The organism is Corynebacterium sp. HMSC065H09, from assembly GCF_001812845.1.
Classification (GTDB): domain Bacteria; phylum Actinomycetota; class Actinomycetes; order Mycobacteriales; family Mycobacteriaceae; genus Corynebacterium; species Corynebacterium jeikeium_D.
Genome location: NZ_KV810573.1, coordinates 140,019 through 164,069 on the forward strand (window position 1 = coordinate 140,019; position 24,051 = coordinate 164,069).

The following is a 24,051-nucleotide window of genomic DNA, read 5'->3' on the forward strand; positions in this document are numbered from 1 at the left end:
GGGGTGTGCATTAGCCGATGTACACCACTGCGTTACGGCCGCCCGTGCACTTGATGTTGCCGCCAGCAGGACGGCACCACATGTTGTAGGTCAGGCCAGTCGTTGGGCTGTAGGCCGTGATGGTGCCGGATTCCGCACCAGTGGAATTGCGGTAGCGGACGTAGGCGCTGTGTACATTTCGAACGAACGGATCGCTCGTTGAGGACGTGCCCTTCCATGCGCTGGAGAGGTTGCCGCCAGCCAGGCCCGATGAGCGAGACGAGCCCGAATTACCGGATGAGCCACTCGAATCTTGAACAACCACGGTCTCAGTCTGTGTGACCGGTGGGTTGGGCTGGCTCGAAGCATCGGCAGCGGCCTGTGTAGTGGCAGCCGTCTGTGTGTCGGCCGCAGTTACCGAGTCATCTTTACTCAGGGTGACATAAAGTACCGCGCCAACCAGGCCCAGCAGGACCACGACCAGCACTGAAATGAGCGCAATCATTGCGCCGGAAGTACCTGATCTTTGCTGCGGATACGCCGGGGCTGTGTAAGCGAAAGTTGGTGCCGGCTGCGCAGCGAATTGGGGCTGCGGCTGTGGTTGGGGTTGAGGTGCCTGGTTCGGGTACACGGGGCCGAAAGAACCGGTGGAAGGATTCGAATTGTAGTTGGGGTCTGAGCTGGGGAACTCGTTATGCGACATGCTGGACGTACCAATCACGAGGAGGAAGTGTTCCCCCTGTGATGAGCCCAACCCGCGTAGCGAATGGTGTTCCATCCCCTGGGGACACGGTTAACGGCTTTTATTGTATTACTGGGAAAACTGTAAAGCATGTTAGGAGACGCATGTTGTCCGCAAAATGCGGCAAGGACGGGTTTAGCTAGACCCGAAATGAGGTGGTGAGCTTCAAATGAGGTTGTGACCATCGAGAAACTGCCTAAGTTTATGTCAGTTTCGGCACTAATTTCTGCTTGTTTTTGTCATAAACCTAGTCAGTAACTTGTGAGCCGGCCCAAGACTCCGGGCTGCATATGTGAAACTGGGGCGCGCGTGAAACCCCACGGCCATTTTTCGGCCGTTTCGTTCATGCGCACCCCAGTTTGTTGCGAGGTGTAGCTGGTAGCTGCCTATTGGTTAGCTGCTTAGTGGCTACATCCCCAGGATTTCCTTGAGTTCGGCCTTAATCTGGTCGAGCCGCTCGGCCGCGGCCACGTGCGGAATCGCGGCCGAAGCGACCGGCAGCACGACTTCCAGGTAGCACTTCAGCTTCGGTTCCGTGCCGGAAGGCCGGGCAATGACGCGGTCGTTGGCCTCGGTGAGGATGAGAATGCCGTCAGTAGGCGGGATGTGATAGCTCTCGCCCTTGGCGTCGACCATGTCTAGGCCATCATTCATGTCCGTGACCTGCGTGACCTTCGCTCCGGCCAGCTGTGCAGGCGGGTTGGCGCGCAGAGTGTCCATGCCCTTGGTAATCAGCGACCGGTCCTCGACACGGAAGGTCAACGGGGCGGTCTTGTAGAGACCGTGGGCACGGGCAACATCATCCAGCAGGTCCTGGATGCCAAGACCCTGGCCCTTCAGTCGCGCCACCGCGTCGGCGACACGCACCGCCGCAGATACGCCGTCTTTGTCTCGCACGACTGCCGGGTCAGTGCAGTAGCCAATGGCCTCCTCGTAGCCGAAGACGAGCCCGTCCACACCAGCAATCCACTTAAAGCCGGTCAGTGTAGCGCGATAATTCAGTCCGTGACCTGCGGCAATCTTGCCCAGCAGGCGCGAGGACACAATCGAGTTAGCCATTGTGGCCGGAAACTCTGCGCCCTCATCATTGGTCACGGTCGCAATCCCACGGGCCTCGGCATCCGCAGCGATGACTTCACCCAGAAACGCACCGATGTCATCGCCGGAGAGCTGTCGCCAGCCGCCATCGACGCCGCTGTCCGGAATAGCTACCGAGCAGCGGTCCGCATCCGGATCAGCCGCGATGATGACATCCGCGTCTTCAGCACGTGCCAGCTCAAACGCAAGATCCAGCGCCCCGGCTTCCTCCGGGTTCGGGAACGATACCGTCGGGAACTCCGGATCCGGCGCGAACTGCTTCTCAACCACGCTGACATTCGAGAAACCTGCCGCGTTCAGTGTGCGCACGATGGTCTCGCCACCGACACCATGCATCGGGGTGAGAACAATCTTCGCTGCCTGCTTCTCTTCGCTTGACGACGTCGTTGCGAGCGCAGCCGCCCGTTTCACATAGGCGTCCAGTAGTTCAGGACCAACCTGCTCGACGGCATCGAAGTCACGCGGAACCTCATCAGCTGGTGGAGCAGCGGCAATGGCGTCCGCAATTTGCTTGTCATGGGGCGCGATAATCTGGACGCCTCGGCGGGAATCAGACTCCACCGCGCGGCCACCGAGGTAAACCTTGTAACCGTTGTCCTTCGGCGGATTGTGGCTGGCTGTGACCATAATGCCGGCATCGGCATTGAGGTGGCGTACGGCAAAGGCGGTCACCGGTGTGGGCAGCTGCTGCGGCAGGGCCAGGGCCTTGCCACCGGCTGCGGCGACAACCGCGGCGGCATCGCGGTGAAAATCAGCGGAGCCGTGGCGGGCATCGCAACCAATGACCACGGTGAAGTCATCGCCGACAATGTTCTTCAGATGCGCAACCAGGCCAGCGGTGGCACGGATGACCGTGGCACGGTTCATGCGAGACTGACCAGCGGCAACGACACCGCGAAGACCTGCAGTGCCGAATTCGAGTGGCCCGGCGAAACGGCTTTCCAGCTCGGCAATCGCATCGGGGTTGGCGGCCTTGGCTTCGTCGTAAAGCGAGGAGAGCTCAGCGGCGGTGGCCGAGTCCGGATCGTGGGCGATCCAATCGGTGATGGTGGCTTGTAGCTGTTCGGAGAGCATCGGGGTTAGCCTACTTCAGACCGTCGAGGACAGCGGCGGAGGAAGAAAGGCCCAGGCGAGAGGCGCCAGCGGCGATCATTTCCTCAGCGGCAGCGGCATCGCGGATACCGCCAGAGGCTTTGACTCCAAGGCGGTCGCCCACGGTTTCGCGCATGAGTTTCACGGCGTGAGCGGAAGCGCCACCAGCTGGGTGGAAACCTGTGGAGGTCTTGACGAAGTCTGCGCCTGCGGACTCGGAGGCCTTGCAAGCTGCGATGATTTCCTCATCGGTCAGGGCGGCCGACTCGATGATGACCTTCAGAACCTTGCCCGGAATGGCATCGCGAACAGTCTTGATTTCGGCCTCAAGGTCGTCGAAGCGGTGCTCCTTGGCGAAGGCGATGTTGATGACCATGTCAATCTCTTCGGCACCATCGACCACGGCGCGGGCGGCCTCGGTGGCTTTGACCTCGGCCTTCACCGCACCGGAGGGGAAGCCTACGACAGTGGCGATGTGCAGGCCCTCAGGCACCTCGACTGGGAGCTGCGAGGGGGAGATGCAGATGGAGTAGGTGCCGAGCTTGGCGGCCTCGGCGATAAGAGCCTTGACCTGGTCAGAGGTGGCTTCTGGCTTGAGCAGGGTGTGGTCAATCATCTTGGCAACATCAGCGCGGGAAGTCATGGGAGAAATCAAGTCCTTTCGGAAATTTGGGAGAGAGCGTCAAAGTAGGGAGATGGCGGGCTCGGGGCGGGGAAGTGGCGCCGGCGCGAGCCCGTCAGAAATTTTCTAGGACACGCGATCGAGGATAATCTCGCGCTCGGCTGTCGGCGCGGTGTCGCCGATTTCAATGCCCGGCTCGATGGACTCGAGAGCGCGCTCGAACTTATCCGGAGTTTCAGTGTGCAGCGTGAGCAGCTTCTGACCCTTGACCACCTTGTCTCCCGGCTTGGCGAAAATCTCAATACCGGCAGTGGCCTGCACCGGATCATCCTTACGAGCACGTCCTGCGCCCAAGCGCCAGGAACCAACGCCGAGAGCCAGTGCATCCAGCTTGGTCAGGTAACCGTCAGCCTGCGCAACCACATCGTGCGTGTGAGGTGCCACCGGCAACGCGGCATCCGGATCGCCGCCCTGAGCGCGGATCATCTTCTTCCACGAATCCATTGCGCGGCCGTCCTTCAGAGCCTGCTCCACGTCAGCATCGTGTACGCCGGCCAGCTCCAGCATGTTTCGGGCCAGCTCACAGGTCAGCTCCACGACGTCCGTGGGGCCACCGCCAGCGAGAACCTCCACCGATTCGCGGACCTCGAGGGCGTTGCCGATGGTCAGGCCCAGCGGAGTGGACATGTCCGTTAACAGTGCGCGGGTATTCACGCCCGCGTCGTTGCCCAGGTCAACCATGGTGCGGGCCAGTTCGCGGGCCTGATTCAGATCCTTCATGAAAGCGCCTGAACCGACCTTGACATCCAGCACCAAGCTGGAGGTGCCCTCCGCAATCTTCTTGGACATGATCGACGAGGCAATCAGCGGAATGCAGTCCACCGTCGAGGTGATGTCACGCAGCGCGTAAATCTTCTTATCCGCAGGTGCCAGACCCGCACCGGCTGCTGCGACGACCGCGCCGGAATCCTCCAGGATCTGCATCAAGCGGTCATTCGGAACATCAGCCTGCCAGCCAGGAATGGATTCCAGCTTGTCCAGGGTGCCGCCGGTGTGGCCGAGGCCGCGGCCGGACAGCTGCGGGACGGCCACGCCGTAGGAGGACACCAGTGGGCCCAGCGGCAGCGTGATCTTGTCACCGACACCACCGGTGGAGTGCTTGTCCGTGGTGGGCTTGCTCAGCGATGCGAAGCTCATGGTCTCGCCCGAGTCAATCATCGCCTGAGTCCAATCCACAATTTCGCGACGGTTCATGCCGCGGATAAAGATGGCCATGTTCAGCGCCGCCATCTGTTCATCGCCCACGACGCCGCGAGTGTAGGCGTCAATGACCCAGGAAATCTCTTCCGGACTGAGTTCACCGCCATCACGCTTTACCTTGATGACGTCAACTACATCGAACTTTTCAGCCATTGTTCGCTCCTTTTATAGGCGATTGTGCTTAGCGATATTGGTCTTGTGAACTCTGCTGATTCCGATTATCATCAGCACTAGAACAAATGTCAATAGTTAACTTTCCATTTGTACCCACATAAGTATGTTTGCATAAACACCTCGCACAGGCTCGGGGAGGGAGAGCACAATGTCCCACATCTCAGACGAAGAACTACTGGCTAAGGCCTACGCAGCCACGGAAAACTCGTACGTCCCCTATTCAGGTTTTCCGGTCGGTGCCGCACTTCTGCTTGACGACGGCACGGTGGTCACAGGCTGCAACGTGGAAAATGCGTCCTATGGGTTGACCAACTGCGCAGAGCGCACAGCCGTGTTCCGCATGGTCGCGGAGCACGGCGGCAACCATAAGATTGCGGCCTGTGCCATTGTCGGGCGAAAGGCGGCACCGTGCCACCCCTGTGGTGCCTGTCGGCAGGTCCTGCACGAATTTGGGTGCAAGCGTGTCATTGTGGAATCCGAGCGCCCGGAAAATGGTGGTTTAGGCGCTCCGGCCAGCATCGACTTCGAAAAAATTCTCCCTTACGCCTTTGGTCCCGAGGACCTGTAGGCATCATCACCACAGCCTCTTTTATCAAGAAAGAAGACCTTAGTCATGGATAGACTGCAAGGCTTACTGGGCATCATCCTCGTCATCGGATTTGCCATTGCTATCTCAAAGAACAGGAAAGCCATTAACTGGCGCACGCTCGGCGTTGGCCTGCTGCTGCAAGCGGTGTTCGCGCTGGTAGTGCTGAAGTGGGAACCCGGCTTCCAGGCGTTGAAGAGCGTCGCCGGTGCCATTGAGAAGATGATCGACTTTACAAATGAGGGCACCTCATTTGTCTTCGGTAATCTTTTCGACGGCACGGGGAAAAACTTCGTCTTCGTGCTCAACGTGCTGCCAGTGATCATCTTCCTGGGCGCAGTCCTCGGTGCCCTCTACTACCTGCGGGTAGTGCAGTACTTCGTTGAGTATGTCGGGTCCGCACTGAAGTTCATTATGGGAACCTCGAAGGTAGAGTCCGTCTTCGCTTCCACGGTGATTTTCCTCGGGCAGTCGGAGGCTCCGCTCGTCGTTAAGCCGTATATTCCGAAACTGACCAAGTCGGAGCTGTTCGCATGTATGTCGGGCGGTTTTGCTTCGGTGGCCGGATCGACGTTGATTGGTTACTCCCTGCTCGGTGCGCCATTGGAGTACCTGCTGGCGGCATCGGTAATGAACGCGCCGGGCTCGCTGCTGATTGCGAAGACTTTCTGGCCGGAGACGGAGGAATCCGATCTGGATGCGTCGGTGAAGGATGTCCGCGACACTGAGTCGAAGAACGTCATTGACGCGCTAGGATCGGGTGCGTTGGCCGGCGGTCGTATCGCTGTGGTTGTGGCATGTCTGTTGATTGCGTTCATCGCTGTGATTGCGATGCTGTCGGCCATGATTGGCGGCATCGGCGGCTGGTTCGGTCAGGAAAACTGGTCACTGGAGGGGCTGTTCGGCCTAATCTTCGCGCCGATTGCCTGGTTGATTGGTGTGCCGTGGGAGAACGCAGGGCTGGTCGGTAGCTTCATTGGTGAGAAGACGATTCTGAACGAGTTCGTCGGCTACACCTCGTTCTCGGAGCACGTCGACTCGCTGGATCCGAAGTCCATCATGTTGGCGACCTTCGCCCTGGCTGGCTTCGCCAACCTGTCTTCCATTGCAATTCAGATCGGTTCCTTCGGTGCGCTATCGCCGGAGCGTCGCGGTGAGATTGCCAAGAACGGTCCGCTGGCGCTGATTGCGGGTCTGTGCACCAACCTGCTCAACGCTGCAATTGTGGGTGTGATTGCGCTATAGCTCTTCCTCAGTTCGGAATTCGGCCGCCTGCTTTTCTAGATTCTGATGGATTTTCTGCTCGCCCTCGGCGGCCGCGGTAGCTCGGGGTGGAAGCTGGATGTATCGCTCTGCGGGCAGGCCGGCGCGCAGTTGGCGCATCCTCTCAACCTCGGCATCCAGCTTGAAGCCGAAGACCACGACGACATTAATGCCCCAAAGTGCAGTCATGAGAGCAATGACGGCACCCATGGCGCCGTAGGGGTTTGAAGCCGCAAAGTTGAACAGGTAAAGCTGCAATGCCTTGCCAATACCCAGCGAGCTGATAATTGCCAGTGCCGAACCGGTACTGAGCCAGCGGAATTTGCGCATGCGCACATTCGGTGTGAAGTAGTACAGCGAGCCAATCAGAATCATCGACATGACGATAATGACCGGCCAGCGCAGCCAACTCCAGACGGAGATGCAGAAGTCAATGACCTGTCGCGTGGTCGATTCAATACCCAACGGGCGGGCAACCGGTTCGACGATGGTGATAACTAGCTGGTCATTGACAACAATCGCAATGAGCAGTACCACCGTGCCAATGAGCAGCAATAGCGTAATGGCGACCATGAGCAGGTGGTAGCGAATAAGCGTGCGGCCTTCGGATACGCCATAGATGGAGTTACCCGTGCGCGAAAATGCGCGCGTGTAGGCCGACGACGAAATCAGCGCAAAGACAATACCGATAGTCAGTGCGACGAGACCGCCCGTGGCGGAGCCGATAATCGTTGAGATGACATTGCGAATCGGTTCGGCATACTCAGCTGGAATGTAGCTGCGGATGAAATCCTCGGTCAGTCGGTTGAGGTCATCGGTGTAACCGGACAACATCAGCGTGGCAATTGAGTAAATCGCAAGCAGTGCGGGTGCGAAGGTTAGCACCGTGTAGTAAGTCAACTTCGCGGCGGCGTCGAAACCGAGCTCCAAGAAAAACTCGATACCCGCACGCTTGAGAGCGTAGAGCGCTCCTTTCCACCCCACGGGTGGCAACTTCTTCGCGGACTGAGCAAAAGATGCGTCCGCCGACTCGTAGGCCTGGAGTGTGTGCTTGATCTGCTGTGCTGGTGACACCTAAAGAATCGTCCTCTCCGACCGGACAGCGGCTGCAACATATATGCGGACATCTGCGCTCGCTTAAGTCTATCGGTCGAAGAGGGCAGAGACGCTTCTCGGGCCCGGGTGTCAGTTCTTTGTACTGATGCGTCCCGAGACAGCTAATCCGTGGCAGAGGGAGGGGTGGAGCTAGTGGGTGAGTCTGGCGAGCCCGGTGAGTCCGATGAGTCGAGCGAAAGTAGGCGCTCGGCGGTGGCATCGTCAATGACCAAGTGAGTGGCCAACTTTGTTCGAAGGGCCACATCGATAGCCTCGGCCTTGTGTGCGCCACCGGCCACAAGTACCCGAGTGGGGATCCGGCGCAGGTCAGAGAGGCTGATACCTACCGTGCGGGCATCGACCTCTGGCAGCGCAATGCCACCGTCCGGGCGGTAGAAGCGTGAGCAGGCATCGCCCACTGCGCGCTCCACGAGTAAGTCCTTTTCGGTTGCCGACAGCTGCCCCAAGTTCAAGGCCAGTGAATCATGGTCGACTGCGCCGACAGTGAAAACGGCAATGTCCACCGTCCGGCCAAGCGCCAATACGCTGGCGATGAACCGATCCTGTTCCACGATGCGCTTGGTCTCGACCGAATCGAAAATCACCGGCAGCGGCAATGTGCGGGCATAGGCATGGAAAGCGTGGCAGAACCCGCCAATAGTGCGGATGTCATTCGTCGACTTATCGGAATGACTCATTCCGCCCTTGAGCTGCACAATTTCCACGCCCGAGACATCCTTGGACTTCAGTTGCGTGGATACGGAGTACATGGTCTTACCCCACGAAACACCGAGAAGGGTACCGTCGACCACCAGCTCGTCGAGAAGCTCGGCGCCCACACGCCCCAACTCGCGGAGCAAGACCGCGTTGCCAGCGCGTGCCGGTTGCGCCAGGCGCACATCGTTGAGCTGGTAGCGATCCCGCATCTGCGTCGCGGTCTCTGAGGCTTCCTCGCGCGGGTCGTGGATTTCAATGCGCACGTAACCGCGCTCACGGCCAAGGTTGAGCAGTTTAGAGACCGTTGGGCGGGAAACCCCGAGTTCGGTTGCAACCTGAGACTGTGTGAGCCCCTCGCCGTAATAGAGCTTGACGGCGGTGAGTGCTTGGATGTCGCGGGTGTCCACAGCGGCCTCCTCCAGCAAGAGCACTTAGTAAGCGCACTTGTAACAGGAACCTCGCTTGATTGGGACCCTGCCCGACTTGGTCATCGGGAAAGCGTGCGCCTCACCTGTGATTTTAGTTCTACGTTTGCAAAAACAAAAAGTCAGCTTTTGCATTTGTAGTAAACGGTGAGGCGTTTGCTGTCCCCGGAGGCTGCGGAAGGCATCGGAGAGCCCGGAAAGCATCGGAGGATAAGGCAGCGCAGGTTGGGTTCCCGCAGAATTACCAGATATTCACGCGCTCATTCGGCTCACGCCACATGCCGTCCCCCGCTGAAGTGCCGAAGGCCTCATGGAACTCATCGATGTTGCTGGCAATGACGTTGCAGCGGAACTCCGCCGGCGAGTGCGGGTCAATGGCAAGCAGCTGACGTGCAAACTCCGGACGAATCTTGGAACGCCAGACCAGTGCCCACTGCTTGAACAGGTCACGGTAGGTCTCGGGGGTGTCCTCCAACCCGAGTTCCTTTCCGCGGGCAGCGAGGAAACGGCGGAAAGCGACGACAGCAATACCAAGCCCGCCCAAGTCACCGATGTTCTCTCCCAGGGTGAAGCGACCGTTGACACCGGGCAGGTCAGCGCCCTCCTCGGCCTGCTCGCGCAGAGCCTGCGGAACCAGGCCCTCGTACTGGTCCACCAGTGCGGAGGTCAGCTTCTCAAAAGCTGCGCGATCCTCATCGGTCCACCACTGGTGAAGGTTGCCGTGACCGTCATACTGCGAGCCCTGGTCATCAAAACCATGACCAATCTCGTGACCAATAACCGCACCGATGCCACCGAAGTTCTCCGCCGGGGAAGCGTCCGGTGAGAAGAACGGCGACTGCAAAATCGCAGCCGGGAACGTGATGTCATTGACCACCGGATTGTAGAAGGCATTGACCGTCTGCGGAGTGCCATGCCACTCATCACGATTGGCCGGGGTTCCCAGCTTTGCCACCTCATAATCATGCGCAAAAGCGCTGGCAGCGCGAGCATTGTCCATCAGTGAATCCCCGAGCTCCATCGCCGAGTAATCACGCCAACGCTCCGGGTAGCCAATCTTGGCCTTAAACAGCGACAGCTTCTCCAGCGCCCGCTCCTGTGTCGCCTTCGTCATCCACGGCAGCTTCGAAATTCGCTCCCGGTACGCCGCCAGCAGGTAGTCCACCAGTTCCAGGACCTGCTCCTTGTACTCCGGAGGGAAGTGCTTTTCCGCATACAGCTTGCCGACGTCATGTCCAACCGCCCCGTCCGCAAAGGCAACACCACGCTTCCAGCGTGCACGCTGCTCGGTCGAACCCTGCAGGGTGCGGCCGTAGAAGTTAAAGCTCTCCGCAGAGAAGTCATCCGACAGGTAGGCGGCGCGCTGGTGGAGGACGCGCCACAGTGCCCACAGGCGCAGATCTGCCAGGTCAGTGTCCTGCCACAACTTGCTCAAGTGCTCGAAGTACGACGGCATCATCACCACGATGGTGTCGATGGCAGTCTGGTTCGTCTCATTGACACCGGTGGCCGCGAGCCACTCCGCGACCGGGAAGCCGGTGGGGAGGTCAGAAATGGCCGTCTTGTTATAGGTCTTCAGTGCATCGCGGGTATCGACCACATTCCAGTGACCAGCGGCAATACGCTTTTCAAAAGCCACGATGCGCGCCGCCGCAGCGGCCGGGTCCACCAACTCGAATGCAGCAAGCGCGGTGGAGAGGTTCCCCGCGCCGTCGTCATGCGAGGAGAGAAGCTTCAACATAGCGGCAACATGCTGCTCATAGGCAGCGAGGGTGTCGGCGTGACCAGGCTCGCGGTAGTAAGCCTCATCCGGGAGGCCGAGGCCCGACTGCAACAGATAGAGAGCATCCAGGTCCGAGCCGGAATCCTTCTCTACCCAGTACCCGAGCGCACCACCGACACCGAGGCGGTCGAGGCGGCCGAGCGCCAACGCCAGCTCATGCGCGTTCTCGGCGGAGGCAATCATTTCTAGATCCTGCGCGAGAGGAGCTGCGCCGGCGTTATTAATAGCGGCTTCGTCCATAAAAGAGTTGTACAAGCGAGCGACGCGGGAATTCGGATCCGCATCGGCGGCAGTGGTGATGAGCTCGCGGACGTTTTCCTCCGCCTCATCCCGCAGCTTGTAAAAGGCGCCATCGATGGGGCGGTCAGCCGGGATGACGTGATTGCTAATCCACCCACCGTTGGTGGCCAAGTAGAGGTCGTCCTGCGGGCGAGGAGTTGTTGAGAATTGGGACGTTGCGGACTGGGTCTCAGTATTAGTGCTATTTGTCATGCCGCCAGTCTAGGGGCAAGGGCGGATTGAAGCTGTGACTGGAGGGGTGGAATAAGTTTAGGCTTACGAATGGGGCTGAAGTGGTTTAGGGGGTAAGGTGCAAACCATGAAATTTCTTCCACTTTCCGCGAACGCGGTGTTGAAGCGACGCCCGGGACGCGCCACTTTGGCAAGTATCGTGGCCGTTGCGCCGCTGACCTTGGGTGTTATTGCACCGGCAGACGCACAAACACAGGACGCATCTGCACACTCCAACCAGTCCGCTGCTGATTCCAAGGGGTCGCTCGACTTTTTGACTGTTCAGGAGTCGCAGGGCTCTGATGCCAACGGTTCGTCAACTGGTTCGGCTACCAGCGCATCGTCAAACTCGGCTCGCACCGGCTTCAACATGGGGCCGACCGGCGTGGACGTTTCCAAGTGGCAGCGCCCAGGTGGCGTCGCGCTGAAATGGGACGAGGTCGCAGCCAGCGGCCAGAAGTTCGCTTTCATCAAGGCCACCGACGGTGTCGAAGGTGACCAGAAGTACTTCCTCGAGGACTCCATTGCTGCAGCGAAGGCCGGTCTGTATGTGGGCAGCTACCACAAGGCACATCCGGATCGCTCCGCAATTGCGCAGGCTGACCAGTACGTAGAAGCACTGCAGCAGCGCGATGAGCAAATCTCCACAGACAAGACACTGCCGCCGGTGCTGGACATCGAGCTGGATAATGGCCTCAACCCGACCCAGCTGCAGAAGTGGACCAAGGACTTCCTCGAGCGCGTAGAGGAAAAGACCGGCGAAACCCCGATGATTTACACCTACCGTTGGTTCTGGCAGAACCCGATGGGTAACTCGACCGACTTCACCGACTACCCGCTGTGGCTCGCCGCCTACGAAGACAGCGCTCCGACCTCACTGCCGGGTGGTTGGGAGAGTATGGCCTTCTGGCAGCGTTCCTCCACCGGCCGCGTCGATGGCATCCCGACCAACGTGGACGAGGACGTCTTCAACGGCACCGAAGCTGAGCTGCAGCAGCTGGCTGCTGCTCACTAGCAGGATGTTGTGGGGTCTGGGGTCGGGCTAAAACTTCGTCCGCCCCGCACGCCACGCAATCAACGCAGGCAGGAGCTTGTCGACGTCGTCGACGACAATAAGCGCATCGAGAAGCTCCGGCCGCACAAAACCCGCATCCACAACGTTGCGGAGCAGAGCCAACAGTGGCTCCCAAAAGCCCGAAGGACCCAGCAACGCCACTGGCTTGGCATGAATCCCCAGGTGCTGCTGGGTCCACACTTCGAAGAACTCCTCCAGCGTGCCCGCGCCGCCGGGGAGCGCAACAAAAGCATCGCCAAGCTCATACATGCGCGACTTGCGGTCGGCCATAGTCGCAACAGTTTCCAGGTGAGTCAGCCGCGGATGGGCAATTTCCTTCTTGACCAGGACCTCGGGGATGACACCGGTGACACTGCCGCCGTCGTCAAGCGACGCGTTAGCAACCGTGCCCATAAGACCAATCGCCGCGCCCCCGTAGGCGAGCTCCACCCGATTTTCCGCGAGTGTCTGGCCGAGGCGTTCGGCGGTGACGCGCCAGGCGGGATCGTTGCCGAAGCCGGAGCCGCAGAAGACAGTCAGTGACGACAGTGCGCGCTGTGGCTGCTCACGGCCAGCGGCAAGCTGGGGCAGCTCTTCGCGGAGCTTCGGCAGAGTGGTTTCGACCAGCATAGGGGCGATTTTCCCGGTCGGTAGCCAGGGGTCGAGCCAGCGGACCTCTTCAATTTCGGCGTGGGGCTGAACGTTCGCCAGCTCATCGGTGAACTCGCCGACATAGCGCACATGGTGGCCGACGACCTCGAAGCCCGCCTCGTTGGCGGCGGCCGCACGGGCGATATTCCACGGACGCAGCTGCGATAGCTCGATGTCCACGCCGAGCTCCTCGGAGACTTCGCGCGCGGCGGTGACCTCCGGGTGATCGACGGACTCACCCGGCTCGAACTTGCCGCCGGGCAGCATGAACGTATCCGTGCCCCGCTTACGAACGCACAAAACCCGCCCCACCGGGTCAGTCACAACCATTGCGGCGACAACGATGGAACGGGTTTGTGCAGTCACTCGGTCTCCTTAGGTGAAGGAGGCACCGAGGCTCTTTCGCCTAGGGATCCTTCACAATCATCTTCCCGGGCGAGTATAGACCCGAGCGAGTGATATCTTCATACTCAATTTCGGCGACATCCGGCTTGACCTTGTCCTTATTCGGACGCGGCGAGAGCTTCTCGACGGAACCCCAGTCGCGGCGCCAGTCGTTCTTGAGGTAAGTCGGTACGGACGTAGCCTCATTCACAGCGTCGGAGAATCCGAGCGGACCACCGCCATCGACCGACTGCCAGACATCTGCACCGACGACCTTCAGGCCACGGTCCGGAGTGATGCGGTATTCCGGAAGCTCTGCGACACCTGCGTAGTGGTCGAACGGACGCTGGCACGGGAACTGGAAGGCAACCGGCCAGTCCGGGATAGTCGCAGTTTCCGGCGAAATGACATCAGTCATCGACTGCAGCTCGGCCAGGCGCGGCGGGGTCAGTGCCAGCCACTGATCCTCGGAGACGTCATTGTCCTCCGCGACCAGTCGCACAGCGGTCGCTCCCTCTGGGATCTCCTCGGTCAGGAAGCGCAGGTTACGCCAGGTCGGAGCAGGGCCGATATCAATCGGCTCCGACTCGGAGAGGACCTCGAAGCCATCCTCGTCGCCGCCCTTGCGACCGTACTCTGCCACCAGCTTGCGACCCTGCTGAGCCACACCGTTGATGTCGTGGTGGAAGATACGGCCGGCCGCCGATACGACGAGTAGCGGGTGGTCCTCGTCAATCTCAGGCAGCTGGAACCAGGAAGTTTCCAGGCTTGCAGGACGCTGAATGTCCTCGGAGTAGGAGCCAAGCACCGGCACCTTATCCGGATCCAAGCCAAATGGCAGCTCGACCTGCGAGCCGTTGACACCCTTGTCGGCGCGCTTGCCGCCGTCGGTGCCCGACGCGGAGCCGCCCTCAACTGTGGCGTCCGGATCAGTAGACTGATCATCAGTGTCGGCAGTACTTGCCTGGCTCTGGCTGGTGTCCACAGCTTCGGCCTTCATGTTTGACGGGACGCCGTTCGGGTCGAAGCCACGGTTCTTCTCGCCACCGCGCAACGATTCCGCTAGCGGCTTGCCATCGACGGTATTCAGGAAGCCATCGTTCGGATCGGTTTCCATCAGCACATCGCTCGCCATATTACATGTCTGACCAGCCAAGGAGCGGATATTGCCCGCGGCGACCGAGTATGCCGGGTACTGCGATACTGCGCCCTTGCCCAGTGAAGCCACCATGAACATCGTCACCAGCAGCGTCGTCACTGCAATCGGGGACGATGCAACTGCATTGACGCGGCGCGCGCGTGCCGACTTTTCCTGCGACTTCGGCTTGGTACGGAACTCCTGGACGAAGTTCATTACGGCACCAGCCAGCAGCAGTAGCAAGGCCAGAGCCAATACTGCTGAACCCAGCTGGTGGCCGCGCAACTGAATGGTCTTGTCGAACCACGGCACGCCGTAGGACGACACATACCACCAGCCGTTAATGCCCATCAGCGAGAAAGCGAGGATGAAGGTGATACCACCGGCAAAGAACAGCTGGTTGCGCGGGTTACCTGCTACCCAATGGCTAATGGCCATAGCGGCAAGTGCTGCCAGGGAAGCCGCGATGCCCGCGTACACGCCGAAGTGGTGCGTCCACTTTGTCGGCGTGAAGGTCAGGAAGAACATGGTGCCGATGAACATGAACACCAGGCGTGCCGACGGGCCGGCCAGAGCCCCCGGAACGGTGCGGTGACGAAGCAGCGCGGCAATCGTGATGGTCAAGCACGCCAGTGCAATCAGAACTGGGAAACGACGCGGGAAGGCGCCGTCGACCGACTGCAGCACCAGCCAGTAGTAGCGGACGTACTCGTTGTACCAAGGCTCCGACGGGCCGATGATGCTGCGGACGCGAATGGACTCGCGGACCGTGGCCAAAGTCTGGTCGCCGAAGACACCGACCAAGATTGCGGTGCCCGCAGCCAGGAACGGCGCAATCTGCATCAGTGGGGCCTGCCAACCACCACCGAGAGCCTTATGGCGCTCAACGACAATGCGCACCAGCATCGGGATGCCTGCGAGCAGGGCAGCAACTGCCATTAGGCCCGTTGGGCCCGAGCCCAGTGCCAGCGTGGCGATAACCACTGCGACTGCAGCTGGCAGCAGGCGTCGAGTCAGAATTGCGCGCTCAATGAATACCCAGGTCAGCAGGGATCCCAGAGCAATGACCGGCTCCGGGCGCAGTCCGTTGTTGTACGGCAGCCAGAAGGCCAACAGCACACCAGCAGCAGACCAGTAGGCCACCCGGCGCTGGGCAATCTTGTCGCCGAGGCGCGGGATAACCATTCGGGAAATAATGAACCACACCAGCAGTGCGGACAGCAGCGCCGGTAGTCGCATCCACAGAGATGAGGTGGACACCTTCACCATCAGCGACAGCAGGTCGTAGTAAGGGCTGCCGAACGGTGACTCAGGAGCGCCGAACCAACGGTAGTAGTTCGCCATGTAGCCCGACTCGTCGGAGACGCGCGCCATGGTGAAGATGTAACCGTCATCGGAGGTGTTGCCACCGATGAAGTGCCAAACAACCAAAATCGTGCCGACCAGGATGTCCAGCGGAGTCGGCTTCAACGCACCGCGCTTGAACAGCGGAGTGAAAGGGGAACCGTCGATACGGTCAATGCGAGCCAACGCGACCAGGGAAGCCAGCGTCAGAAGCAGACCCAAGTACATGACGATGTACTTCACCACTGTCGGGTGTGAGGTGTAGCGGGAGTCGATGTTCATGTGGACATCGAGTCCATCGGCTACGGCCTTGGCCGCGTCACCGTCAGCGGGCAGGTCAGTGTAGATACCGGTGACCTGCGGACGGTAATCGCCGTGTGTGGTGGCGGTGAGCTTCTCACCATCTGAGTTCTTGGCGCCGTCGATGTTGACGGTGGTCTCATGCTCGTTTGAGCGGATCTCCAGGATCTTGCCCTTGTTGCTGGCAAGCTCCTTCTTATCCAGGCTCATCACCACGCTGTCGCGCAGAATGACGTCGAGGCCGTCCTTGCCCGAACGCACCATCAGGCCCCGTTTGGTCGGCTTATCCGCGGTCGGGGGGATAGTCGACAACAGGGTCGTCCGTTTGTCGGAAAGTTCATCCGTCAGGGACAGAGGCAGATCGACGCTCAGATCCAACGGTGCCTGCGCCATAAGCGGTGCATCCACTGAGTTCAGTGTGTCGCGCTGAGGCCAAGACACGGAGGACTGAGTATTCACGACCGGGAGGAACGGTGTGATGACAAAGCAAATGAAACCGACGATTCCAGCGATAATCGCTGTCCAACGAGTCAGTGTCGTAGGAGAGGGGCCGTCCATAGGCGGTCTCTCCACGCGGTCGATGGTCACTTCGGGTGAGCCGTCGACACTTTCTTTGATTTCTTTAGTTTCGGCAGTCACAAGGAAAGATACTACGGTAATTGGCGTTTTTCTTTGAGTTTGCAACGCGAAAGTTACATCACAGTTTCCACATTAGTAACAGGAATCACGTTTACAGCAGGGGATAGCCGCCCAATACCTACTTGCGAACCGCCACTACGAACGGGCCGACCTGGTTTAGCTCCCAGTGCTTCTCAAATGCAGAGCGGGCAAAATTCAGGCTCCGGAAGACCACATTCGGATTGTTCGGATAGATATCATCCGCGATGTCCAACGTCAGTGGAGCGGCATCCTCGCCATCAGGTGTCTCAACCTCGCCCCGCAGCACAATGGCATCCGGTCCGCGCCACGGCGTTTCATCCATGGCCTGTACGAGCTCATCGGGATCGCGAATCTCCGACCATTCCTCCAATGCCTGATTACGGCGGTCAAACTCACCCAGAGGGTTAGCGTAGTGGCTGGTCAGTGCCTGGAATCCATACCAGGGATAGAGTGCTTGGAAATTCTTCTCATCCGTCAGCACCACTGTCTGGGCCGGATCGAGCCCGGCCTCCTTCAGCGTTTGGTCCACCGCTGAGTACCACGCCCCGGCATTCGGTGGGAAGCGGTCCGCGCGCTCGCCGTTACCGTCGGTGTCGGTATGCGCCAAGTCGATGGCGCCATGCAACTTATTCGGAATCGACTGCGCGTAGCCAATGCCCGCCAGCAGCAAGACTGCCGCCATTACCGCGGAAACGCGCTTGGCAATGTGAGCTGGTGCCGCCTGCGGCCAATACTTCTCGATGCCGTTGAGACGGGCGTCGGCAAGCGCGACCACACCAGCCGCAATCAACATGAACGTAATCGGTGCGGTGAGGCGGAACCCCAGCAGCGTGCGTCCGAGCAGCGTCGCCACCATCGAGGCAACTACCCAGCCATAGAGCACCAGCGTGCCCAGGCCGAGCGCGCGGGCATCCGGCTCCGTGGCGCTGACCAGCATGCGCACGACGCCGATGAAACACAGCACACCGATTACGCTGGCGGCGAGCATCGGCAAAGGCAGCTGCGCGCCCTCCGGGGGCAGGTAGTGCGTCGCTGTCGCGCCCGAGCGCGGTGCCCCCGTCGCAACCGCCAGCATGTACGGACCCCACACCGTCGCCGCAATCAGCATCGACCCCACGCCCATAATGATCAGGCGCACTACGGGCATCCAAGAGCTTGACGACGTCCACGCGACCACGGCCAACACGACCACAATAAGCGCGCCTACGGCAGTGTAAAGAGTGTAGAAAGTCGCAGAAATACCCAGGAAGACGAGCACGCCAAACATGGCGGACCAGGCGCCGGTGAGACCGCGCCAGGCCATCACGGTCATCGCCGGAAGACCCATAGCAACGACTGCGGCGTAGGGCTCATCGGCGACAGTCGCCAGGGCGACCGCCGTGGTTGTCAGCGCAATGCCAGTGGCCACGGGCAGGGAGCCACTCAGGCGTTGCCACACCGGAATCAAAACACAGCCAGCAGCGGCGAGTGTCATCAACGCCCAGGGCTGGAAGACCTCCCAGCCGGCAATGCCCAGGATATTGGCCAGGCGTCCGCCCAGGAAGAACCAACCAGCGGGGTAGAAAGACGGGATGTCGATGTACGACATGTCATGCAGGCCAGGCTCCGCGGCCATCCTGGTGAGGTATTCAGTGCGGAACTCCTGGTCGACAGACAGACCGTCTAACCACAGCTTGGTCGAGCCCAGCGGCAGGCCGACGGCAGAGACCACCAGAATGGCCGGTGACATGTAAGCCATCAGGTACGTCAACCACGTTAGCCACCGGGGGCGATTGTCTTTGCCCTTGGTGGCGAAGAAATACAGCAGGACGGTGGTGAGCGTCAGCGTGATGACAATCAGCGCTGTTGCGACCGCCCTGGTCAGCTGCGAGCCGCCAAAGGCCGGCAGTGACAGGCGGTGGAACACAAACCAGGACGCCAGAGCGATAACCGAACCGCCCACAAGCGCTGCGACCAGGTAGAGGAGGGCAGCCTTGAGGGAGAGCTGGTCATCGTTGAAGATTTCGTAGCGATCTTCGTCAACCAGCTCACTATAGGATCGTGCGCCCGTTGAGTTGGCGCTAGTGATGTCGGCACCCGTGGTGTCAGCGCTCGAGGTTTCGGCCTGCTTGTCTACCATGCCCTCAAGTTTTGCACAGGAACCGGACTCCGACGAACGGCGGAGCCAAAGGTGGGTACGTCAGCCCGTCAAGCCCCGTCAAGCTCCGCCGAGTTCCATCGAGTCCTTCGAAACCCGCTCTTAAATCGGCAGCTTCTTGAAGATCGGGCGCGGAATGTGCTTCAGCACCATCATCACCAGCTGGAATGCCGGCGGAGCCCAGACCAGGGTTTTACCGGCCTCGACGGACTTCACCGCGAGCTTGGCAACATCTTCCTTATTCACGGTCAGCGGAGCCTCGTCCACGTCGGCGGACATACGGGTACGGACCTGACCAGGGCGGATCACCAGGGTCTTCACGCCGTACTCCTCCAGGGCCTCACCCAGGTTCAGGTAGAAGCCATCCAGGCCGGCCTTGGTGGAACCGTAGACAAAGTTGGAGCGACGCACGCGCTCGCCAGCAACGGAGGACATGGCAATGAACTGGCCGTGACCCTGCGCCTTGAACTTCTGACCGACGAGAACACCCATCGACATCGCACCGGTGTAGTTGATGTTCGCAGCCAGGACGGCCTTGCGCTGGTTCTGCCAGAGCTCCTCGGCGTCGCCAAGCATGCCGAACGCGACGATGCAGATGTCCACGTCGCCGTCGGCAAATGCCTTATCGACGACCTCTGGGTGGGAGTCGAAGTCCGTTGCGTCGAAGTCGAGGGTGACCACCTCGGAAGCGCCGGCGGCCTTCATCTTTTCAGCGGAGGCCTCGCGCAGCGGATCGTTCGGCAGGGAAGCCAGGATGACCTTGGCCGGGCCCTTCTTCAGGAACTCGGCGGTAATGGCCAGACCGATTTCACTAGTGCCGCCGAGCAGCAGGATGGACTGGGCAGCGCCTACAGCATTAATCATTGGGGCTTAAATCCTCTCGGTTGTCTTAGTGCAGTTCCAGTCGACGCGACATGTCAGAGGCGAAGACACCGTGTGGGTCAATCTCATTGCGGGTGTCCAGCCAGCTCTGCATCTCGGGGTACATCTGGTGGAAGTTAGCGGCGGAAGTGCGCGACTCCTTGGCCAGGTAGAGGCGGCCGCCGAACTCCATGACGCGCTTATCCAAATCATCGAGGAAGGCGCCGAGACCCGGTTTGATCGGGAAGTCCACGCAGACGTTCCAACCCGGCATCGGGTAGGACAGCGGAGCGCGGTTACCCTCGCCGAACAGCTTGAATACGTTCAGTGCCGAGTAGTGGCCGGAGCGCTGGATATCGCGGACAATCTCCTTGAACGGCTCGACGGCCTCGCGCGGAACAACGAACTGGTACTGCAGGAAGCCCTTGGAACCATATCCGCGGTTCCACTCGCCGATGAGATCCAGCGGCTGGTAGAACTGCGTGAGGTTTTGCACCTGGTTGCGGTAGGTACCGGACTTCAGCCACCACAGCTCACCAATGCTGATCATGGTCAGCTTGTTCATGGTGAAGGACGGGAAGATATCCGGCACAGTCACCAGCTGCGGAGCGTTGAACTTCAGCGGATCTTTGGCCAGCTTCGGGGCGTATTCCTCCAGCTGAGCCAAGGTTGCCAGCGAACCGCGGGAAATTGCGGCGCGTCCCAGCTTCGGCTCCGGTGAGATGGCGTCGAACCACGCGGAAGAGTAGGTGAAGTTCTCCTCGGAGCCATCGGAGTGGAACTCGATGGTCTCGTCCAGAGTGTGGGTCATGTCGCCGTCGGCGATGAAGTAGGCCGTCTCGGTCTTGGTCATCTTGATCCGAGCGCGGACAATAATGCCGGTCAGGCCCATGCCGCCGACGGTTGCCCAGAACAGTTTGCCGTCCGGGTCGTCTGCAGAGCCCTCCGGCTCAAGGTGCAGGATACGGCCGTCAGCGACCAGCAGCTCCATCGACAGCACGTGGTTGCCGAAGGAACCTGCGGAGTGGTGGTTCTTACCGTGAATATCCGGACCAATGGCACCACCGATAGTGACCTGGCGAGTTCCCGGCAGCACCGGCACCCACAGGCCGTAGGGCAGTGCGGCCTTCATCAGCTGGTCCAGCGTGACACCGCCGTCGACATCAACAATCGCCGACTCCTGGTCAATGGAGTGGATCTTGTTGAGCTTCTGCATGTCGATGACCAGACCGCCCGAGTTCTGGGCGGGGTCGCCGTAAGAGCGGCCCATACCGCGGGCAATTACACCGCGGCGCAGGTGGGCAGGCTTGTCGGAGTTCTGGTCTGCGACAGCCTTGACGGCGTTAACGATTTCATCCAAGTCCGGCGTCGACAGCACCTGGGACTTAGCGGGGGCGGTACGACCCCAACCGGTCAGGGTCCTGGCTTCTGTGTGTACGGCTCCGTAGGCACCGTTCGAAGCATCGGTGCTGGACTTGCCGTTAGTGTTAGTGGACATCAAGGCTAGGCTACCCCTTTGCACCGGCTCCGTCGCCCGTGACGCTCCGAGGTGTTGGTCACGCTTGAGGTCGCGCACGGGCCGTCGGAAAGCAAGCGAAATATACGGAGAGACTATAGATCCATAATTTTTCGGATCTCTTCCGGCAGCATTTCCTGCGAGGTGATCTGCGGGCCGTCGTACGCCTCGAGTGCGCGGTAGACCTGTGCGCGTTCCTTGCTGTCGAGGATGGGCAGTTCCTCGGCGAACAGCATGACCATCTGGTTCGACAGCGGGGTGTTGGTGTACTCGGCGGCCATGTTGATGGTTTCACGCGGCTTCTTCTTGAAAAAGTCGAACATGCGATAAAGGCTACCCCGCGTGGGATCCGTCACTCGCGATACCATCAACCTCATGACTTCCACGCCTGCTGCTGCTCCGCAGACCCTTGCCGTATGTAGTTCCACATCGCCCGTTGTCATTTGGCATGTGGAGCTCTCGCCGTCCTTTGCAGGCGAGAGGTTGTCGGGTGCATGGCTGGTGGATCCGCTTGACGACGGAGCCCTGGAGACCGCCACCAATCTGCTCACCGGTTGCTTTGTTGCGTCTGTGACCGCGGGCGATGGTGACGGTGACGCTGCGGCAGAGAGTGCAGAGAGCGCTGAGGGGGCGGACCTGCTATCGCATGCGATTGAACAGGCAGGGGCCACGGTGATTGACCTGACGGCATCCGTGGCCGGCATTCGTGACCACATCGGACAGCTGCGTGCTGCCGCGAAGGAAGAGAAGGCCAAGCCCGGCAAGGGAAATCTGACGGAGCCGCGGTTCCCCAAGGTCAACGACGTAGAGGTTATTGATTTTCCGCATGTAGGCGAAGAAGTCGCAGGGCCGGTGCTGGGGCTTGCCCGCGGGGTAGAAGAGCTGGTGGCGCAGTGGACCGCGGTGGAGTCGCAGCGCCTGCGTCGCAAGTACTTGGTAGAGCCGTGGGGTGCGGAGCCGCGCCAGATTCCGCTGGTAAAAACGCGCGCATTGTAGCGAGTTTTTGCCATCCAGGCCACATTGTTTTTCCTGCGTACGCTGTGAGGTATGGCAGCACAGACCGATAACGTAGTCGCCTTCCCAGGCGTTCGCGTGGCCACGGAACCGGCCACGCTCATTATCGGTGCCTCTTTAGAGGAAGAACCGTGCAGTGCCCACCGCGTCTTCGGGGTCAATGACCAGATGGATTTGCGAAGCCTGTCCCGCGTGTTAGCGGTCATCTTTGGGTGGGGCGAGGAAAGCGTGCCGACGAAGTTCCATTTGCCCGGCTCTGCGGTGGAGTCTGCGGCGCAGCTGGTGACTGGCGGCAGACCCGCAGCGGTCGGAGTCGTCGATGTTCCCCTGTCCACCACAGTTGCCGAGGTGCTGCAAAGTCCCGGCGATACCCTTATCTGGCAGTGGGGCCTGTGGGAACATACCTTGCAGGTCAGAGAAGCTTTTGCCCGCGATGAGGCCACCCCGGATGCCCTGTGCATCGGTGGCTCGGGTTCAATCCGCGCACTGGGGGATGTGGACGCGGAGGAGCCGGTAGATATTGCCGCAATCAATAGGGAATTGACCGGACGGGACTCTATTCAAAATACGCTGGCCACCGCTCGTGCCGATATCGTGGACATCATCGAGAGGTCGGGGGTGTTTGAATTCGTGCCCCTGTTACAGGCTCTGGACCTGCAGAGGTCGGAAGCAACCGCGCTGGAATTGACCGGGCAGGCGGGGGAGAGCGTCGTCAAGCGATTGCGTGCATTGCCTATAGAGGACGCCGAGAAAGACCCAGCCGGGCACGATGCGGCATTGGTGGAGCTGCTGTGCTTGGCGGCGCTGACCTCGGATGAGCTGCGGCATGATGTGGCGGCGCATGTCATGGAGCGCCTCGGCTGGGAGAGCGACGAGGGCATCCCACTATCCGGCGAGGACGTTGAGGAATTGGCGGCGGCTAGCTGGGCGGAGATGAGCGCGTTGGGGCTAGCTGGGGCGGATGCGCTCTCGCCGGTGGAGCGGCTGGATCTGCTGCGTGAGGCGCTGCGGCGTTAGTTCTTTTCTCCTCTTTATTGCCTGTTTATGTTCGCGCTGGCTGTTTGTTAGCTGGCCGGTGGCCTAGAATTCCTAGGCGTGTCAGCGAATGAAACAGCAAATGAAAACCCGAACCGCGACAACGGCAAGCTCGGAAACGGCTCCCACGAAAACGGATTTGTCGTAGAGGACTCGGCCGCAGTGCCAATGGCGACGGAGGCCAAGGACGAGCACGGACTGAAAGTGCAGATGATGCGCTTTATTATCTCCGGCGTCATCGCGGCGGTGGTGGACTTCGGCCTGACGTTCATCATGCTCAACGCCTTCGGGGCGACCAACTTCTGGGGCAAGACGGTCGGCTGGGTTTTCGGCACGATTACGGCGTACATCATTAACAGCCGCTGGACCTTCAAGTCGAAGTCCTCGGCGAAGAAGGTGCTGGCAGTTGCGGTGCTGTACTTGATTACTTACGCCACACAGGTCGGCATCTTTAATGTGTTGCAGCCCTGGCTTGTCGAGGCCTGGGATTGGAACGCGCAGTGGGCACAGTTCGGCGCATTCGTCGTCGCACAGGGCGTTGCGACGGTAATTAACTTCATCATTCAGCGTGTATTCATCTTCCGTGTGAAATAGCGCGATACGCTGGGGGA

The 24,051-nt window shown here is 60.2% G+C and carries 19 protein-coding genes; 6 read left to right on the forward strand and 13 right to left on the reverse strand.

Going from position 1 to position 24,051, the window contains the following annotated elements:
* Window positions 1–10: 10 nt before the first annotated feature.
* The 4 genes from HMPREF2878_RS11405 to HMPREF2878_RS00975 all read right to left on the reverse strand — a co-directional run bounded on the left by HMPREF2878_RS11405 (window position 11) and on the right by HMPREF2878_RS00975 (window position 4,946).
* Complete coding sequence (locus HMPREF2878_RS11405) at window positions 11–484, reverse strand: hypothetical protein (protein ID WP_242458691.1); 474 nt, start codon at window positions 482–484, stop codon at window positions 11–13.
* A 645-nt stretch (window positions 485–1,129) separates the two neighbouring features.
* Window positions 1,130–2,893 carry a phospho-sugar mutase gene (locus HMPREF2878_RS00965; RefSeq protein WP_070439292.1) on the reverse strand — a complete coding sequence of 588 codons (1,764 nt, stop codon included), beginning with the start codon at window positions 2,891–2,893 and terminating at the stop codon, window positions 1,130–1,132.
* A gap of 10 nt (window positions 2,894–2,903) precedes the next feature.
* The gene (gene deoC, locus HMPREF2878_RS00970; protein ID WP_016421813.1) at window positions 2,904–3,554 is read right to left on the reverse strand and encodes a deoxyribose-phosphate aldolase; all 651 of its coding nucleotides are present in this window, start codon (window positions 3,552–3,554) and stop codon (window positions 2,904–2,906) included.
* Between the two features lie 105 nt (window positions 3,555–3,659).
* Window positions 3,660–4,946: a thymidine phosphorylase gene (locus HMPREF2878_RS00975; protein ID WP_070549373.1), complete on the reverse strand. Its 1,287-nt coding sequence runs from the start codon at window positions 4,944–4,946 to the stop codon at window positions 3,660–3,662.
* 169 nt (window positions 4,947–5,115) lie between these two features.
* Between HMPREF2878_RS00975 and HMPREF2878_RS00980 the strand changes: the two genes are divergently transcribed.
* Together HMPREF2878_RS00980 and HMPREF2878_RS00985 are read left to right on the forward strand one after the other, a co-directional pair.
* Entirely contained in the window at window positions 5,116–5,535 is a 420-nt protein-coding gene (locus HMPREF2878_RS00980) for a cytidine deaminase (protein ID WP_049189792.1), read from the forward strand.
* A 45-nt stretch (window positions 5,536–5,580) separates the two neighbouring features.
* Window positions 5,581–6,798, forward strand: a complete 1,218-nt coding sequence (locus HMPREF2878_RS00985) for a NupC/NupG family nucleoside CNT transporter (RefSeq protein ID WP_048732023.1) — start codon at window positions 5,581–5,583, stop codon at window positions 6,796–6,798.
* On the opposite strand, the gene HMPREF2878_RS00990 is transcribed toward HMPREF2878_RS00985, so the two are convergent.
* The 3 genes from HMPREF2878_RS00990 to HMPREF2878_RS01000 all read right to left on the reverse strand — a co-directional run bounded on the left by HMPREF2878_RS00990 (window position 6,793) and on the right by HMPREF2878_RS01000 (window position 11,328).
* Window positions 6,793–7,890 (reverse strand): YihY/virulence factor BrkB family protein, encoded by a 1,098-nt coding sequence (locus tag HMPREF2878_RS00990; RefSeq protein WP_049172490.1) that lies wholly within the window; start codon window positions 7,888–7,890, stop codon window positions 6,793–6,795. The two genes, HMPREF2878_RS00985 and HMPREF2878_RS00990, sit on opposite strands and share 6 nt — an antisense overlap.
* Window positions 7,891–8,033: 143 nt before the next feature.
* A complete protein-coding gene (locus tag HMPREF2878_RS00995; RefSeq protein ID WP_049172610.1) occupies window positions 8,034–9,035 on the reverse strand; it encodes a sugar-binding transcriptional regulator in 1,002 nt (333 codons plus the stop codon).
* 259 nt (window positions 9,036–9,294) lie between these two features.
* Complete coding sequence (locus HMPREF2878_RS01000) at window positions 9,295–11,328, reverse strand: M13 family metallopeptidase (protein ID WP_070429111.1); 2,034 nt, start codon at window positions 11,326–11,328, stop codon at window positions 9,295–9,297.
* Window positions 11,329–11,434: 106 nt separating this feature from the next.
* Here HMPREF2878_RS01000 and HMPREF2878_RS01005 point away from each other — a divergent pair, with 106 nt between their 5' ends.
* Complete coding sequence (locus HMPREF2878_RS01005) at window positions 11,435–12,361, forward strand: glycoside hydrolase family 25 protein (protein ID WP_070652694.1); 927 nt, start codon at window positions 11,435–11,437, stop codon at window positions 12,359–12,361.
* Window positions 12,362–12,388: 27 nt separating this feature from the next.
* Here the strand turns inward: HMPREF2878_RS01005 and HMPREF2878_RS01010 are convergent, their stop codons facing one another.
* The 6 genes from HMPREF2878_RS01010 to HMPREF2878_RS01035 form a co-directional block, all read right to left on the reverse strand.
* Window positions 12,389–13,417: a TIGR00730 family Rossman fold protein gene (locus HMPREF2878_RS01010; RefSeq protein WP_070652695.1), complete on the reverse strand. Its 1,029-nt coding sequence runs from the start codon at window positions 13,415–13,417 to the stop codon at window positions 12,389–12,391.
* A gap of 40 nt (window positions 13,418–13,457) precedes the next feature.
* Complete coding sequence (locus HMPREF2878_RS01015) at window positions 13,458–16,856, reverse strand: arabinosyltransferase domain-containing protein (RefSeq protein WP_070652696.1); 3,399 nt, start codon at window positions 16,854–16,856, stop codon at window positions 13,458–13,460.
* Window positions 16,857–16,974: 118 nt separating this feature from the next.
* The gene (locus HMPREF2878_RS01020; protein ID WP_070652697.1) at window positions 16,975–18,996 is read right to left on the reverse strand and encodes a galactan 5-O-arabinofuranosyltransferase; all 2,022 of its coding nucleotides are present in this window, start codon (window positions 18,994–18,996) and stop codon (window positions 16,975–16,977) included.
* Between the two features lie 120 nt (window positions 18,997–19,116).
* Window positions 19,117–19,878, reverse strand: a complete 762-nt coding sequence (locus HMPREF2878_RS01025; RefSeq protein WP_049189783.1) for a decaprenylphospho-beta-D-erythro-pentofuranosid-2-ulose 2-reductase — start codon at window positions 19,876–19,878, stop codon at window positions 19,117–19,119.
* A 25-nt stretch (window positions 19,879–19,903) separates the two neighbouring features.
* Window positions 19,904–21,373: a decaprenylphosphoryl-beta-D-ribose oxidase gene (locus HMPREF2878_RS01030; RefSeq protein ID WP_016421825.1), complete on the reverse strand. Its 1,470-nt coding sequence runs from the start codon at window positions 21,371–21,373 to the stop codon at window positions 19,904–19,906.
* A gap of 113 nt (window positions 21,374–21,486) precedes the next feature.
* Complete coding sequence (locus HMPREF2878_RS01035) at window positions 21,487–21,714, reverse strand: hypothetical protein (protein WP_005510976.1); 228 nt, start codon at window positions 21,712–21,714, stop codon at window positions 21,487–21,489.
* Between the two features lie 19 nt (window positions 21,715–21,733).
* Between HMPREF2878_RS01035 and HMPREF2878_RS01040 the strand changes: the two genes are divergently transcribed.
* The 3 genes from HMPREF2878_RS01040 to HMPREF2878_RS01050 all read left to right on the forward strand — a co-directional run bounded on the left by HMPREF2878_RS01040 (window position 21,734) and on the right by HMPREF2878_RS01050 (window position 24,034).
* On the forward strand, window positions 21,734–22,387 hold the full coding sequence (locus tag HMPREF2878_RS01040) for a hypothetical protein (protein ID WP_049189782.1): 654 nt from the start codon (window positions 21,734–21,736) through the stop codon (window positions 22,385–22,387).
* A 51-nt stretch (window positions 22,388–22,438) separates the two neighbouring features.
* A complete protein-coding gene (locus HMPREF2878_RS01045) occupies window positions 22,439–23,422 on the forward strand; it encodes a hypothetical protein (protein WP_070652698.1) in 984 nt (327 codons plus the stop codon).
* A 78-nt stretch (window positions 23,423–23,500) separates the two neighbouring features.
* Window positions 23,501–24,034 (forward strand): GtrA family protein, encoded by a 534-nt coding sequence (locus tag HMPREF2878_RS01050; protein WP_070547045.1) that lies wholly within the window; start codon window positions 23,501–23,503, stop codon window positions 24,032–24,034.
* The last annotated feature ends 17 nt before the right edge of the window (window positions 24,035–24,051 follow it).